The organism is Aeromicrobium sp. Root236 (assembly GCF_001428805.1).
Classification (GTDB): Bacteria; Actinomycetota; Actinomycetes; order Propionibacteriales; family Nocardioidaceae; genus Aeromicrobium.
Window position 1 is genome coordinate 2,688,558 of sequence record NZ_LMIS01000001.1, and the last position, 13,937, is coordinate 2,702,494.

Here is a 13,937-nt window from a genome sequence, read left to right on the forward strand (position 1 = left end):
GTCAGCCCCTCAGTCCCAGGATCGTGCCGGCGATGATCTGTCGTTGCACCTCGTTGGAGCCGCCGTAGATCGACGCCTTGCGGAAGTTGAGGTAGTTGGGCGTCGCCACGCGGGCGAGGTCGGGCACGTCCGACCCGTCGCCGGCACCCGAGGCCAGCGCCAGCGGACCGGCGAGGTCGACGAACAGCTCGGTGACCGCCTGCTGCAGCTCGGTGCCGCGCAGCTTGAGCACCGACGAGGCGGGGTGCGGCTTGCCGTCGGCCGAGTTGGCGACGACCCGCAGCGCGGTCAGCTCGAGCGCCAGGATCTCGTTCTCCAGGTCGGCGATCTGGGCGGCGACCAGCGGGTCCTCGAGCAGCGACGTGCCACCCGGCCCTGCGGTCCTGGCGAACTCCTTGGCCTGCGACAGCGTGCGCTTGGTCGAGCCGACGGGTGCGACGCCGACGCGCTCGTTGCCGAGGAGGAACTTGGCGTAGTCCCAGCCCTTGTTCTCCTCGCCGACGAGGTTCTCGGCGGGCACGCGTACGTTCTCGAACCACACCTCGTTGACCTCGTGGCCGCCGTCGATGAGCTCGATCGGGCGCACGGTGACGCCGGGGGAGGACATGTCGATCAGCAGGAACGAGATGCCGGCCTGCTTCTTGACCGAGGGATCCGTGCGGACCAGCGTGAAGATCCAGTCACCGTACTGGCCGAGCGTGGTCCACGTCTTCTGGCCGTTGACGAGGTAGTCGTCGCCGTCGCGCACCGCGGTGGTCCGCAGCGACGCGAGGTCGGAGCCGGCGTCGGGCTCGGAGAATCCCTGCGACCACCAGATGTCGAGGTTGGCGGTCTTGGGCAGGAAGCGCTCCTTGAGCTCCTGCGAGCCGAACGCGGCGATGACCGGGCCGACCATCGAGGCGTTGAACGGCAGCGGCGGCGGTACGTTCGCGAGCTGCATCTCCTCGTGCCAGATGTGGCGCTGCAGGGGGGTCCAGTCCTTGCCGCCCCACTCGACCGGCCAGTTGGGCACGGCGATGCCGGCGGCGTTCATGGCCTGCACCGACGCGACGATCTGCTCCTTGCTGAGCTCGCGGCGGGCGGCGACCGTGTCGCGGACGTCCTGCGGGATCTGCGTCGTGAAGAAGGTGTGCATCTCCTCGCGGAAGGCTGCGTCCTCGTCTGACAGCTGAAGTTTCATGTACGACTCCTCGGCGATCGCGCCACGCGGCGCACCGCGAGTCTAGTGCTGGTCAAAACTTTCTTCACATCGAGTGCATGTTTCCGCGTTTGGTCGCCTTGCGGACCGCGCGAGCCCGGAGCGGTCCGACGAGACGCGGGCCGGCGAGGCGCTGCTCCAGGCGCCGGGCCTCACGACGCAGCGGCTGCGCGACGTACTCACCGAGGATCACGCCGGCGGCGAGCGAGATCGCGATCGCCGCGGCGGTGATCATCTGCAGGATGCCGGTGTAGTCGTCGGCGCCGAGGAGCGACAGCCCGCGATAGATCGACAGGCCGGGCAGCAGCGGCACGATGCCGGACACGACGATCACGAGCGGCGGCACCTGCGCCCGGCCCGCGACCGTGTAGCTGACGAGGCCGATGAAGATCGCCGCGATCCCCGCCGGCCAGGCACGGCCGAGGTCGTTCTCGGACAGCACGAGGTAGATGCCCGACGCGATGCCGGCGATCGCGGCGATCGGCAGCAGCACGCGGCTCGGCGCGTACGCCGCGAAGGCGAACGCTCCCGCGCTGAGGGCGCCGCCGGCGACGACGAGTGGGAAGTGCGAGAGCCCTGCAGCGCCGGGGTCGAGGTTGATGTCGACGCCGACGAGCCGGCCGACCGTGAGGCCGCCGCTGACCCCCACGATGACGCCGACCGTCGAGATCATGACCTCGAGGATGCGGGCGACCGCCGTGACGTAGAAGTCCGTCAGCGCGTCCTGGATCGCACCGATGAACCCGAGACCCGCGAGCAGCATGACGATGCTCGCGGTGATCACGAGTGACGGGTCGGTGGAGATGTCTGCGGCTGAGGCGCCCACGGCCAGCAACGAGGCGAACAGCCCGCCGGCGACCTGGGCGTAGAAGAACGGCAGCCGGAGGCGCGACAGCCAGCGCTGCAGCACCTCGAGGCAGATCGCGGCGACCGCCGCGATCAGGACCACGACCCAGTCGCCGCCGATCAGCATCGCGACGCCGGCGCCGATCGCACCCCAGCTCAACGTCACGGCCCACCGCGGCGTCCGGTGACCCGTCGAGGCGATCTGGGCGAGCCGGATGCGCGCCTCGTCGAGGTCGATCTCGTCCGACAGCAGGTCGCGCACGAGGTGGTCGACCCGCGTGAGGTCGTCGAAATCGGTCTCGCGCTGCTTCACGTGCCGTGTCGCCGTGACGGCCGGCTCGTCTGGCGCCGACTGGTAGCTCATGTGGACCGTCGTGAACGTGACGTCGACGAGGGCCTGCCGCAGGCCGAGGTGGTGCGCGATCGAGGACATCGTGGCGGTGACGTCGGCCGCGCCGGCGCCGTTGGCCAGGAGCATGTCGCCCACCCGCAGGGCGACGTCGAGCGTGCGCTGGATCTCACGTGTCTCGGTCACCCGTCCCATACTGTTGGACCCGACGTCCGTGTCCAAACGAGGAGCGATAATGACCGAGTGGATCCCCGACGAGCTGGGCGAGGGCTACGAGCAGCACACGATCCCGCTCGGTGCCGATCCCGACGGTGAGGGCCAGGTCGAGGCGACGCTGGTCCGCCGCGTGCCCGGCGAGGCGTACGAGTCGGCGGTGCTCTACGTCCACGGCTTCAGCGACTACTTCTTCCAGCGCGAGCTCGCCGATTTCTTCGCCGAGCGGGGCTTCGCGTTCTACGCCCTCGACCTGCGCAAGTGCGGACGCTCCCGGCGCGAGGGGCAGACCGGGCACTACGTCTCCGACCTGGCGCTCTACGACGCCGAGCTCGAGCAGTCGCTCGCGATCATCCGCGAGGAGACCGGAGGCAAGCCGGTCGTGCTGTCGGCCCACTCGACGGGCGGCCTGATCCTGGCCCTGTGGCTCGACCGGCTCAACAAGCAGCCGGGTGGCAGCAAGGGCGCGGGCATCGCCGGGCTGGTGCTCAACAGCCCGTGGTTCGACCTGCAGGGTGCGCCGTGGATGCGTTCGGTCGGCACCAAGGCGATCGCCGCGGTGGCGCGGGTCAAGCCCAAGTCGATCATCAAGCTGCCGCACACCGATGCGTACGGCAGCAGCCTGCACGTCAGCGCCAACGGCGAGTGGGACTTCAACACGGCGTTCAAGCCGCTCGAGGGGTTCCCCGTGTCGTACGGCTGGCTCACCGCGATCCGCCGCGGGCACGCGAAGCTGCACAAGGGGCTCGACGTCGGCGTGCCGTCGCTGGTGCTGCGCTCGACGCGCACACGGTTCGCCCGGCGCTACAGCGAGGACGTGGCGACGGCCGACGCGGTCCTCGACGTCAAGCAGATCGCGCGGTGGTCCGGGTGCCTCGGCGACCAGGTCATGGTCGTGCCGATCGAGGACGCCAAGCACGACGTCTTCATCTCGCGGGAGGCGCCCCGCAAGGCGGCCTACGCCGCGGTCGACGACTGGCTCCGGGTCAAGCAGCTCGTCAGCTCGTGAGGCTTCACCACGTCCAGGTCGCCTGCCCGCCGGGTGGCGAGGGTGCCGCCCGCAGGTTCTACGTCGACGGGCTCGGCATGACCGAGGTCGACAAGCCGGCCGACCTGGCCGGGCGCGGCGGCTGCTGGTTCCGGTCTGTCGCCGACGGGGTGGTGACGGCCGAGATCCATGTCGGCGTCGAGGCGGAGTTCGCGCCGGCCCGCAAGGCGCATCCCGCGCTGGTGCTGGACTCGGTCGCGGAGCTCGAGCAGCGAGCATCGACTGTGGTCGCAGCCGGCTTCGACGTGGACTGGTCCGAACGGGCCACGTTCGACGGGTTCGAGCGGTTCCACACCGCCGACGGCAACGGCAACCGGGTCGAGGTCATGGCTCCCCTCTCGCCGGCGGTATGAGCAGCGCCGTTGCCGCCGCGGTGGCGACGAACAGCGCCGCCGTGGCGAGCCCGAGCGCGTGCATGCCGCCGACGAACGCGGCCGGTCGGGTGGCGGGACCGGCGACGGCGCCGTAGACCGCGATGCCGACCGCCCCGCCGGCCTGACGCGCGGTGTTGTTGACCCCTGAGGCGAGGCCGCTGCTGCCTTCGTCGACGGAGGCCACTGCTGCTGCGACGACGGCCGGTGTCAGGATCCCGAGGCCGACGCCCCACAGGAGGAGTGGAGGGAGCACCAGTGCGTACGTCGTGGTGCTCGCCCAGCCGCTGATCAGGGCCAAGCCTGCAGCGGCCGTCAGGAGCCCGGCGACCATGGGAGCCCGTGGGCCGAGGCGGCCCGTGAGCCGCCCGCTCAACGGCGCCAGGACGACCAAGGGGAGGAACAGCGGCAGCAGCGCGACGCCCGCCTCCAGCGCGCTGCGGTCCTGGACCGTCTGCAGGTACGCGGTCAGCAGGAACAGCATCCCGAGCGTGCCGAGGTTCATGATCCCGGCGACGCCGTTGGCGACGGCGAATGCGGGACGTCGCCACAGGCGAGGCGGCAGCATCGGGTGCGCACTGTGGAGCTCGGTCGCGACGAAGCCGGCGAGCGCGGCGACCGCGACAACGGCAGCGGTCAGCGCCAGCGGTCCGCCACCATGTCCCGCCTCGATCACCCCGAGGGTCGTGGCTGCGAGGGTGACGGCTCCCAGCGCCGTGCCCGCCCGGTCGAGCGGTGCGCCTGACCGCGGACCACCCGCCGGCACCACGCGATGCGCCACGACCAACGCGACCAGGACGATCGGGATGTTGACGGCGAAGATCGCTCGCCAGCCGCCCACCTCGACGAGGACGCCGCCGAGCAGCGGTCCGGCCGGGAGGGCGAGGCTGCCGATGCCGGCCCATACGCCGATCACACGCGCCTGGGCCTGCCTGACCGGGTATGACTCGGCGATCACCGCGAGCGTGCCGGGCAGCAGCAGCGCGGCCCCTACGCCTTGGGCGACGCGGGACCCGACGAGCCACGGGGTCGCCGGTGCCACCGTGCAGGCGACCGACGCGAGGCCGAACACCGACAGCCCGGCGAGCACGACCCGGCGATGACCGAGCCGGTCGCCGACGACACCGCTGGTCAGCAGGAGCGAGGCGAACGCCACGGCGTACCCGTCGACCACCCATTGCAGCCCGGCGACGCTGGTGCCGAGGTCGGCTCCGAGCCGCGGCAGGGCGACGTTGACGATCGTCACGTCGAGCAGCACCAGGAAGTAGCCGACACACATCACGACGAGGACGAGGCGCGGGGATCGTTCCGTCATGCCTTCCATCGTTGCCCGCCGACACTTCCGTCGCGGTGGAAACATCGCGGGGGCACGATGGACAGATGGAGACCTCGACCACCGTCCACCGCGGCGACGCCGACGTCGCACACGTCGCGGCCCTGTTCGCCGATCCGACCCGGGCGCGGGTGCTGGTCGCGTTGGCCGACGGGCGGTCGCTGCCCGCCGGTGTGCTCGCGACCGAGGCGGGCGTGTCGGCCCAGGCGGCCAGCGCCCAGCTCGCCCGGTTGCGCGACAACGGGCTGATCGACGTCGAGCAGTCGGGGCGGCACCGCTACTACCGGCTCGCCTCCGACCAGGTCGCCACGATCCTCGAGGCGCTCGCCGTGATCGCGCCGACGGAGCCGGTCCGCTCCCTGCGCGAGGGCACGCGCGCAGCGGCGCTGCGACGAGCGCGCACCTGCTACGACCACCTGGCCGGCCGCCTCGGCTGCGCTGTGACCGCCGCGCTGCTGGAGCGCGGCGCGCTGGTGCGGACTGATGAACGTACGACGACCGAGCGCCGGCCGGACGACCGGCTGTCCTCGCGGGTCACCGATGCGCCGTACGAGCTGGGGCCCGCTGCGACTGACGTGCTGACGTCGCTGGGCCTCCCGCCCGACACCGCCAGCGCGGCCGGCGCGCGACCGCTGCTGCGGTTCTGCGTCGACTGGAGCGAGCAACGGCATCACCTCGGCGGCCGGCTGGGGGCTGACCTCCTGACGCAGTTCCTGTCGGCGGGCTGGGTGGCTCGCCGGCCGCGCCACCGGGCGGTCGACCTCACCGACCTCGGTGCGGATCGCCTGAAGGCGCTGATCGGCGTCGAGATCTCCTGAGGTCGCGGGCCGGGCCCGATCGGGCCGTAGGCGATGTCGTCCGGGGTGGTTAGGCTCTACTCCGTGGATGCCCCCCTTGCCCTCTATCGCCGCTATCGGCCGGAGACGTTCGCCGAGGTGATCGGGCAGGATCACGTGACCGAGCCGCTGCGCCACGCGCTGGCCGCCAACCGGGTCAATCACGCCTACCTGTTCTCCGGGCCTCGAGGCTGCGGCAAGACCACCAGCGCCCGCATCCTGGCACGCGCGCTCAACTGCGAGAAGGCGCCGATCGCCGACCCGTGCGGCGAGTGCCAGAGCTGCCGTGACCTGGCCCGCGGCGGACCGGGCAGCATCGACGTCATCGAGATCGACGCGGCCAGCCACGGCGGTGTCGACGACGCGCGTGACCTGCGCGAGCGCGCGTTCTTCGCCCCGGTCAACAGCCGCTACAAGGTCTACATCATCGACGAGGCGCACATGGTCTCGCCGCAGGGCTTCAACGCGCTGCTCAAGCTCGTCGAGGAGCCGCCGCCGCACCTCCGGTTCATCTTCGCCACGACCGAGCCCGACAAGGTCATCGGCACGATCCGCTCGCGCACGCACCACTACCCGTTCCGGCTGGTGCCGCCCAAGACCCTCGGCGACTACCTCATGCAGCTGTGCGAGGCCGAGCATGTCGCGCTCCAGCCCAACGCGCTGCCCCTGGTCGTACGCGCGGGGCAGGGCTCGGTCCGCGACACCCTCAGTGTGCTCGACCAGCTGCTGGGCGGCGCCGGTCCGGAGGGCGTGACCTACGACCTCGCGGTCCAACTGCTCGGCTACACCCCTGACTCGCTGCTCGACGAAGTCGTCGACGCGTTCGCCGCGAGCGACGGCTCGACCGTCTTCGGCGTGGTCGACAAGGTCATCGAGTCGGGCCAGGACCCGCGCCGGTTCGCCGAGGACCTGCTGCAGCGGCTGCGCGACCTCGTGATCGTCGCCGCGGTGCCCGATGCGCTGTCCAAGGGACTGCTCGACGTGCCCGGCGACCGGGCGGAGCGACTGCTGAGCCAGGCCAGCAACTTCGGCCCCTCGGAGCTCACCCGCGCCGCCGACATCGTCAACGCCGCGCTGATCGAGTTCCGCGGGGCCACGGCGCCGCGGCTGCTGCTCGAGCTGATGTGCGCCCGCATCCTCGTGCCGGGGTCCGACAACTCGGCGCAGGGATTCCAGGCCCGGCTCGACCGCCTGGAGCGCCGGCTGTCGATCGACGGCGGCGCCGCCCCGGCTCCTGTCGCTCCGGCTGCACCGCCGGCCTCGGCTGCTCCGCCCGCTCCGGCTGCTCCGGCGGCACCCGTCGAATCCCCGGCACCCCAGGTCGTTGCTCCCGTCGCCGAGCCCGTCGACACGGCACCGGCGCCGGTCGCCGAACCCGTCGCCGAGGCACCCGCCCCGGTCGCCGAGCCCGAATCCGTCGAACCCGCACCGGCCACCCAGCCCGTCGCCGTGGAACCCGCGACGGATCCGGTGCCGGCAACCGGCAACCTCACGATCGCGGACGTACGCCGGCTGTGGCCCGAGATCCTCGACAAGATCCGCGATCTGCGGCGCTTCGCCTGGGTCATGCTCAGCCAGAACGCCCAGGTCACCGGCCTCGACGGGTCGACCCTGACGATCGCCCTGGTCAACGCCGGTGCCCGTGACTCGTTCATCAACAGCCGGTCCGAGGAGTACGTCCAGCAGGCGCTGCACGCCGTGCTCGGCGTCACCTGGAAGATCGAGGCGATCGTCGACCCGAGCGCCCGCCCCGGCGCCGGCAGCTCCGACGAGCCGGCGTCGGCCGACCCGGCGCCCGCAGCGACCCCCCGCAAGGGTGTCTCGGCGCCCGAGTCCGTACGCGAGGCGCTGCGCGACCCGGTCACCCCCGAGGCCCGCGAGGATCCCGACGCCTCGGCCACCCGCGACGACCCCGTCGTGGACCACGAGGAGATCGACCCCGAGGACCTCTTGAGCCGGGAGCTGGGGGCGCACGTCATTGACGAGTCCCGCCACGACTGACCACGGCCTCGGCCGCACCCGGCTCGACCTCGACCTCGATCCGCTCGACGTCCTGCGGCTGTTCCGCGGCCGCGACCGGCTCGTCGCGCTGCTCGGCGCCTGGCACCACGGTGAGGCGCTGATCGCGTTCGACCCGGTCGCAGTGCTCGACGGCGACCCGTTCACCGGCATCGACCTCGAGCCGCTGCCGTCCGACGTCGGCGGGTTCGGTGGCGGCTGGATCGGTGCGTGGGGCTACCAGCTCGGTCGCCTCGTCGAGGAGCTGCCGTCGCCCCCGCAGCGCCCGATCCCGCAACCCGATCACCGCATCGCGTTCTACGACCACGTGCTGCGGCGCACCGACGGCACCTGGTGGCTGGAGTCCTTGGTGCCGGACGCGGAGCGGGACGCCCGGATCGTCGAGGCGCTCCGCGGCACTGCGACCGGACAGGCGTACGAGGTCGGGGCGTTCGAGATGACGCCGTCCCCCGAAGCGCACCGGGCGGCGCTCGCCACCGTGCTCGAGCACATCGCGGCCGGCGACATCTTCCAGGCCAACCTGTGCACCCGGCTCGAGGCATCGTTCAGCGGCGATCCCCTCGACGTGTTCTGCGCCGGCGTCGGGCGGCTGCACCCCGCCTACGCCGCCTACGTGTCGAGCCCCGAGGGGGCCTTGGTCAGCTTCTCGCCGGAGCTGTTCCTGCGCCGCACGGGCGACGAGGTGCTGACCTCGCCGATCAAGGGCACGGCGCCGCTCGACACCGACCCCGACGAGCTCGTCGCCTCGGCCAAGAACCGGGCCGAGAACATCATGATCGTCGACCTGATGCGCAACGACCTCGGCCGCGTCAGCGTGCCAGGCTCGGTCCGCGTCCCGGCGATCACCCGGGCGGAGCGTCACGCGGTCTGGCACCTCGTGTCCGACGTCGTGGGCCATGTGCCGCACGGCGTACGCGACTCGGAGCTGCTGCGCGCGACGTTCCCGCCGGGATCGGTCACGGGTGCCCCCAAGGTGCGCGCGATGGAGATCATCAACGACCTCGAGATGACCGGGCGCGAGGCCTACACCGGAGCCATCGGTCATGTGAGCCCCGCCGCCGGGCTCGAGCTCAACGTCGTCATCCGTACGTTCGAGTTCTCCGGCGACCGGGTGTGGCTCGGTGTCGGCGGTGGCGTCGTGGCGGACTCCACGCCCGATGGTGAGTACGCCGAGTGCCTGGTCAAGGCGCGCCCGCTGATCGAGGCGATCGGGGGAGTGCTCGAGCTGACGGCCGACGTGCCGGACGTCGCCGAGGTGCCCACCACCGACGCCCCGGACCCCATCGAGACGGTCGACGAGTCGCTCGGCATCTACGACACCCTGCTGGTCGAGGACGGCCACGTCGCCGACCTCGAGGCCCACCTGGCCCGGCTCGACGCCAGCGTCCGCGCCGTCTACGGCACGACGATCCGCGCCGGGCTCGACGACGCGGTGCTGCGGCGCGCGGTGAGGCTCACGGGTCGCCAGCGCATGCGCATCGACGCAGTCCCGGGTGCCGACGGCGTGGTGGTGACGATGACGAGCCGGGTCATCGACGACGATGCGGAGGCGTGGACGTTGACGCCGCGGACTCTCGAGGGCGGGTTCGGGCAGCACAAGTGGGCCGACCGTACGGCGCTGGCCTTCGACCGCGCGCCCGACCGTGACCTGCTGCTGCTCGCCGAGGACGGCGCGATCCTCGAGACGGCCCGCGCCAACGTCTTCGTCGTGCACGACGACGGGGTCCACACGCCGCCGACCGACGGACGCATCCTGCCGGGCACGGCCAGGGCGCGCGTCATCGAGATCCTGCGTGAGGCGTCGGTGCCGGTGTTCCAGCGCCGGCTCACCGTCGACGACCTGACGGCGGCGACCGAGGTGTTCGTCAGCAACTCGCTGCGCGGGGTCGTGCCGGTCGTCGCGTGCGAGGGTGTCGGATCGTGGCCGGTCGGGCGTACGACGACGTGGCTCCGCGACGAGCTGCGCCGCTTCTGGTCCCAACCCGGCTCCTTGAGCTCGTCGAAAGGACAGTCGCAGTCCTTTCGCTCCCCCAACGGCTACGCCCTTCCTGTTGGGGGGACCCCCATAGCTCAAGGAGCGCATGCCGCCAAGGTCCTGTTCATCGACAACTACGACTCGTTCGTCTACAACCTCGTCCAGTACGCCGGTGAGCTCGGCGCGCAGGCCGAGGTCGTCCGCAACGATGCCGTCACCGTTGAGGAGCTCGTCGCAGCGCGTGAACGCGGCGACTTCACCCACGTCGTCGTGTCGCCCGGCCCCGGCGCGCCGTCCGACGCCGGCGTCAGCATCGAGGCGATTCGCCGGCTGGGCCCGACGACGCCGATCCTCGGGGTGTGCCTCGGTCACCAGGCGATCGGCGAGGCCTACGGGGCCAGCGTCGTCCGGGCCCCTGAGGTCGTCCACGGCAAGCCGTCCCTGGTGCACCACGACGGCCGGGGCGTCTACGCCGGACTGCCGACGCCGCTGGTCTGTGCCCGCTACCACTCGCTCGTGATCGACCCCGCGACGCTGCCCGGCGAGCTCGAGGCCACGGCCCACACCGCGTCCGGCATCGTCATGGGCGTCCGTCACCGCAGTCATCCCGTAGAGGGTGTGCAGATGCATCCCGAATCCATCCTCACGGCGCGCGGCCACGAGATGCTCCAGTCCTTCCTCGGTTCCGTAGACTGATCCCCTTATGTATGACGGCGTGATTCAAGATCTGATCGATGAGCTCGGGCAACTCCCCGGCATCGGTCCCAAGAGCGCGCAACGCATCGCCTTCCACCTGCTCGACGCCGATCCCGAGGACGTACGGCGCTTCGCCGCGACGCTCGTCGAGGTCAAGGCCAAGGTCCACTTCTGCTCGATCTGCGGCAACGTCACGGTCGACACCGAGTGCCGGGTCTGCGCCGATCCGCGCCGCGACCTCAGCGTGATCTGCGTCGTCGAGGAGTCCAAGGACGTCGTCGCGATCGAGCGCACGCGGGAGTTCCGCGGCCGCTATCACGTGCTCGGCGGTGCGATCTCGCCGATCGCCGGCATCGGCCCCGACCAGCTCCGCATCAAGGAGCTGCTCCAGCGCCTGCAGGACGGCGTCGTCACCGAGGTCATCATCGCGACCGACCCCAACCTCGAGGGGGAGGCGACCGCCACCTACCTCATCCGCATGCTCACCCCGCTCGGCCTGCGGGTCAGCAAGCTCGCGAGTGGCCTGCCCGTCGGCGGCGACCTGGAGTACGCCGACGAGCTCACCCTCGGCCGCGCGTTCGAGGGTCGAACGACCATCGGCAACGCCGCCGTCGGAAGCTGACGGCTTCTCACTGTCCATCGGCAGGATCACGAGTCTGCCCCTCCGGACGAACCGGTAGACTTGTCGCGCGCAGCGTCGCGCAAACCGTACGTTTCCCAGGACTAGGAAATCCCGTGGGCATTGTCGTCCAGAAGTACGGCGGCTCCTCGGTTGCCGACGCAACCAGCATCAAGAGGGTCGCCCAGCGCATCGTCGCGACCAAGAAGGCCGGTCACGACGTCGTTGTCGTCGTCTCCGCCATGGGCGACACGACCGACGAGCTGATCGATCTCGCGAGCCAGGTCGCGCCGCTGCCCCCGGGCCGCGAGCTCGACATGCTGCTGACCGCGGGCGAACGCATCAGCATGGCGGTCCTCGCGATGGCGATCGGCACGCTCGGCCAGGAGGCGCGCTCGTTCACGGGCTCGCAGGCCGGCGTCATCACCGACTCCGAGCACGGCCGGGCCAAGATCATCGACGTCACCCCCGGCCGCATCGAGGCCGCGCTCGCCGAGGGTGCAATCGCGATCGTCGCCGGCTTCCAGGGCGTCTCGCAGACCACCAAGGACATCACGACGCTGGGTCGCGGCGGCTCGGACACCACGGCCGTCGCACTCGCCGCGGCGCTCAACGCCGACGTCTGCGAGATCTACACCGACGTCGACGGCATCTTCACCGCCGATCCGCGCATCGTGCCCAACGCCCGCCAGATCCCGCGCATCTCGTACGAGGAGATGCTCGAGATGGCGGCCAACGGCGCCAAGATCCTGCACCTGCGCTGCGTCGAGTACGCCCGCCGCAACGACATGCCGATTCACGTACGTTCGTCGTTCTCCGACAAGACCGGCACCTGGGTCGTCAAGACCGAGGACGTCATCCAAGAGGGGCACCCCATGGAACAAGCCATTATTTCCGGCGTCGCGCACGACCGCAGCGAGGCCAAGATCACCGTCGTCGGCGTGCCCGACAAGGTCGGCGAGGCCGCCACGATCCTGCAGGCGCTCGCGGACGCGCAGATCAACATCGACATGATCGTGCAGAACGTCTCCGCCGCCACGACGTCGCTGACCGACATCTCGTTCACGCTGCCCCGGGCCGACGGCCAGACCGCGATGACCGCGCTCGCCCGGCTCAAGGATCAGGTCGGCTTCGAGCAGCTCCAGTACGACGACAGCGTCGGCAAGGTGTCGATCGTCGGCGCCGGCATGCGCTCGTCACCGGGCATCACGGCCCGCTTCTTCCGCGCGCTCGCCGACGCGGGGGTCAACATCGAGATGATCTCGACCTCGGAGATCCGCATCTCCGTCGTCGTGACCGAGAACCAGATCGACGCGGCCGTCAACGCCGCGCACGCCGCCTTCGACCTCGGCACCGACGAGGTCGAGGCCGTGGTCTACGGAGGAACCGGACGATGACCACCATCGGAATCGTCGGCGCGACCGGGCAGGTCGGCGTCGCCATGCGCAGCATCCTCGAGGAGCGCAACTTCCCCGCCGACGAGGTGCGGTTCTTCGCGTCCTCGCGCTCGGCCGGCAAGACGCTGCCGTGGAAGGGTGGCGAGATCGTCATCGAGGACGCTGCGACCGCGGACCCGTCCGGCATCGACATCGCTCTGTTCTCCGCCGGAGCCACGACCTCCAAGGCGCAGGCGCCCCGCTTCGCCGCCGCAGGCGCGATGGTCATCGACAACTCGTCGGCGTTCCGCAAGGACCCCGACATCCCATTGATCGTCAGCGAGGTCAACCCCGAGGACGTCGCCAAGGCGACCCAGAACATCATCGCCAACCCCAACTGCACCACGATGGCCGCGATGCCGGTCCTCAAGCCCCTGCACGACGAGGCCCAGCTCGTACGCCTCGTGGTCAGCAGCTATCAGGCGGTCTCGGGCTCCGGCATCGCCGGCGTCCAGGAGCTGCACGGCCAGGCGCTCGCGGTCGTCGACAAGGCCAACGAGCTGGCCTACGACGGCAGCGCCGTCACGTTCCCGGCACCGGTCAAGTACGTCGCACCGATCGCGTTCAACGTCCTCCCGATGGCCGGCTCGATCGTCGACGACGGGTCGTACGAGACCGACGAGGAGCAGAAGCTCCGCAACGAGAGCCGCAAGATCCTCCACATCCCCGACCTCAAGGTTGCCGGCACGTGCGTACGCGTTCCGGTGTTCACCGGGCACTCGCTGTCGATCAACGCCGAGTTCGCGCGGTCGATCACGCCTGAGCGCGCCACGGAGCTGCTGGCGGACGCCGCGGGCGTCAAGCTCGTCGACGTGCCGACCCCGCTGCAGGCGGCCGGCACCGACCCGAGTCTCGTCGGCCGCATCCGTCAGGACCAGAGCGTCGACGACCAGCGCGGTCTCGTGCTGTTCGTCAGCGGCGACAACCTCCGCAAGGGTGCCGCCCTCAACACGATCCAGATCGCCGAGCTGCTGGTCTAGCGGCCGTCGCTCCGCATG

General features: G+C 70.9%; 11 protein-coding genes and 1 pseudogene. 9 read left to right on the forward strand and 3 right to left on the reverse strand.

The genetic code is table 11. From position 1 onward, the window contains the following. Window position 1: 1 nt before the first annotated feature. Together ASE12_RS13560 and ASE12_RS13565 are read right to left on the reverse strand one after the other, a co-directional pair. Window positions 2-1,180: an acyl-CoA dehydrogenase family protein gene (locus ASE12_RS13560; protein ID WP_056401548.1), complete on the reverse strand. Its 1,179-nt coding sequence runs from the start codon at window positions 1,178-1,180 to the stop codon at window positions 2-4. A gap of 64 nt (window positions 1,181-1,244) precedes the next feature. Next, entirely contained in the window at window positions 1,245-2,588 is a 1,344-nt protein-coding gene (locus ASE12_RS13565) for a threonine/serine exporter ThrE family protein (RefSeq protein ID WP_235508914.1), read from the reverse strand. A gap of 40 nt (window positions 2,589-2,628) precedes the next feature. On the opposite strand from ASE12_RS13565, the gene ASE12_RS13570 reads away from it, so the two are divergent. Both ASE12_RS13570 and ASE12_RS13575 read left to right on the forward strand, forming a co-directional pair. Further along, window positions 2,629-3,615, forward strand: coding sequence for an alpha/beta hydrolase (locus ASE12_RS13570; RefSeq protein ID WP_056401554.1), 987 nt, complete (start codon window positions 2,629-2,631; stop codon window positions 3,613-3,615). Further along, entirely contained in the window at window positions 3,612-4,007 is a 396-nt protein-coding gene (locus ASE12_RS13575) for a VOC family protein (RefSeq protein ID WP_056401558.1), read from the forward strand. Before ASE12_RS13570 ends, ASE12_RS13575 begins: the two co-directional genes overlap by 4 nt. Here the strand turns inward: ASE12_RS13575 and ASE12_RS13580 are convergent. Further along, window positions 3,979-5,340, reverse strand: a complete 1,362-nt coding sequence (locus ASE12_RS13580; RefSeq protein WP_056401561.1) for an MFS transporter — start codon at window positions 5,338-5,340, stop codon at window positions 3,979-3,981. The two genes, ASE12_RS13575 and ASE12_RS13580, sit on opposite strands and share 29 nt — an antisense overlap. Window positions 5,341-5,405: 65 nt before the next feature. Between ASE12_RS13580 and ASE12_RS13585 the strand changes: the two genes are divergently transcribed. The 7 genes and pseudogenes from ASE12_RS13585 (at window position 5,406) to ASE12_RS13610 (ending at window position 13,919) form a co-directional block, all read left to right on the forward strand. Then, on the forward strand, window positions 5,406-6,176 hold the full coding sequence (locus tag ASE12_RS13585; protein ID WP_056401564.1) for a helix-turn-helix transcriptional regulator: 771 nt from the start codon (window positions 5,406-5,408) through the stop codon (window positions 6,174-6,176). A 63-nt stretch (window positions 6,177-6,239) separates the two neighbouring features. Next, a complete protein-coding gene (locus ASE12_RS13590; RefSeq protein WP_235508915.1) occupies window positions 6,240-8,195 on the forward strand; it encodes a DNA polymerase III subunit gamma and tau in 1,956 nt (651 codons plus the stop codon). A 142-nt stretch (window positions 8,196-8,337) separates the two neighbouring features. After that, a pseudogene (locus ASE12_RS13595) lies at window positions 8,338-10,104 on the forward strand (chorismate-binding protein); the annotation flags it as partial. Between the two features lie 174 nt (window positions 10,105-10,278). Beyond that, a complete protein-coding gene (locus ASE12_RS20770) occupies window positions 10,279-10,884 on the forward strand; it encodes an aminodeoxychorismate/anthranilate synthase component II (RefSeq protein WP_369797250.1) in 606 nt (201 codons plus the stop codon). A 7-nt stretch (window positions 10,885-10,891) separates the two neighbouring features. Beyond that, window positions 10,892-11,506: a recombination mediator RecR gene (recR, locus tag ASE12_RS13600; protein ID WP_056401571.1), complete on the forward strand. Its 615-nt coding sequence runs from the start codon at window positions 10,892-10,894 to the stop codon at window positions 11,504-11,506. 113 nt (window positions 11,507-11,619) lie between these two features. Beyond that, the gene (locus ASE12_RS13605) at window positions 11,620-12,900 is read left to right on the forward strand and encodes an aspartate kinase (RefSeq protein WP_056401574.1); all 1,281 of its coding nucleotides are present in this window, start codon (window positions 11,620-11,622) and stop codon (window positions 12,898-12,900) included. Then, entirely contained in the window at window positions 12,897-13,919 is a 1,023-nt protein-coding gene (locus ASE12_RS13610; RefSeq protein WP_056401577.1) for an aspartate-semialdehyde dehydrogenase, read from the forward strand. Before ASE12_RS13605 ends, ASE12_RS13610 begins: the two co-directional genes overlap by 4 nt. The last annotated feature ends 18 nt before the right edge of the window (window positions 13,920-13,937 follow it).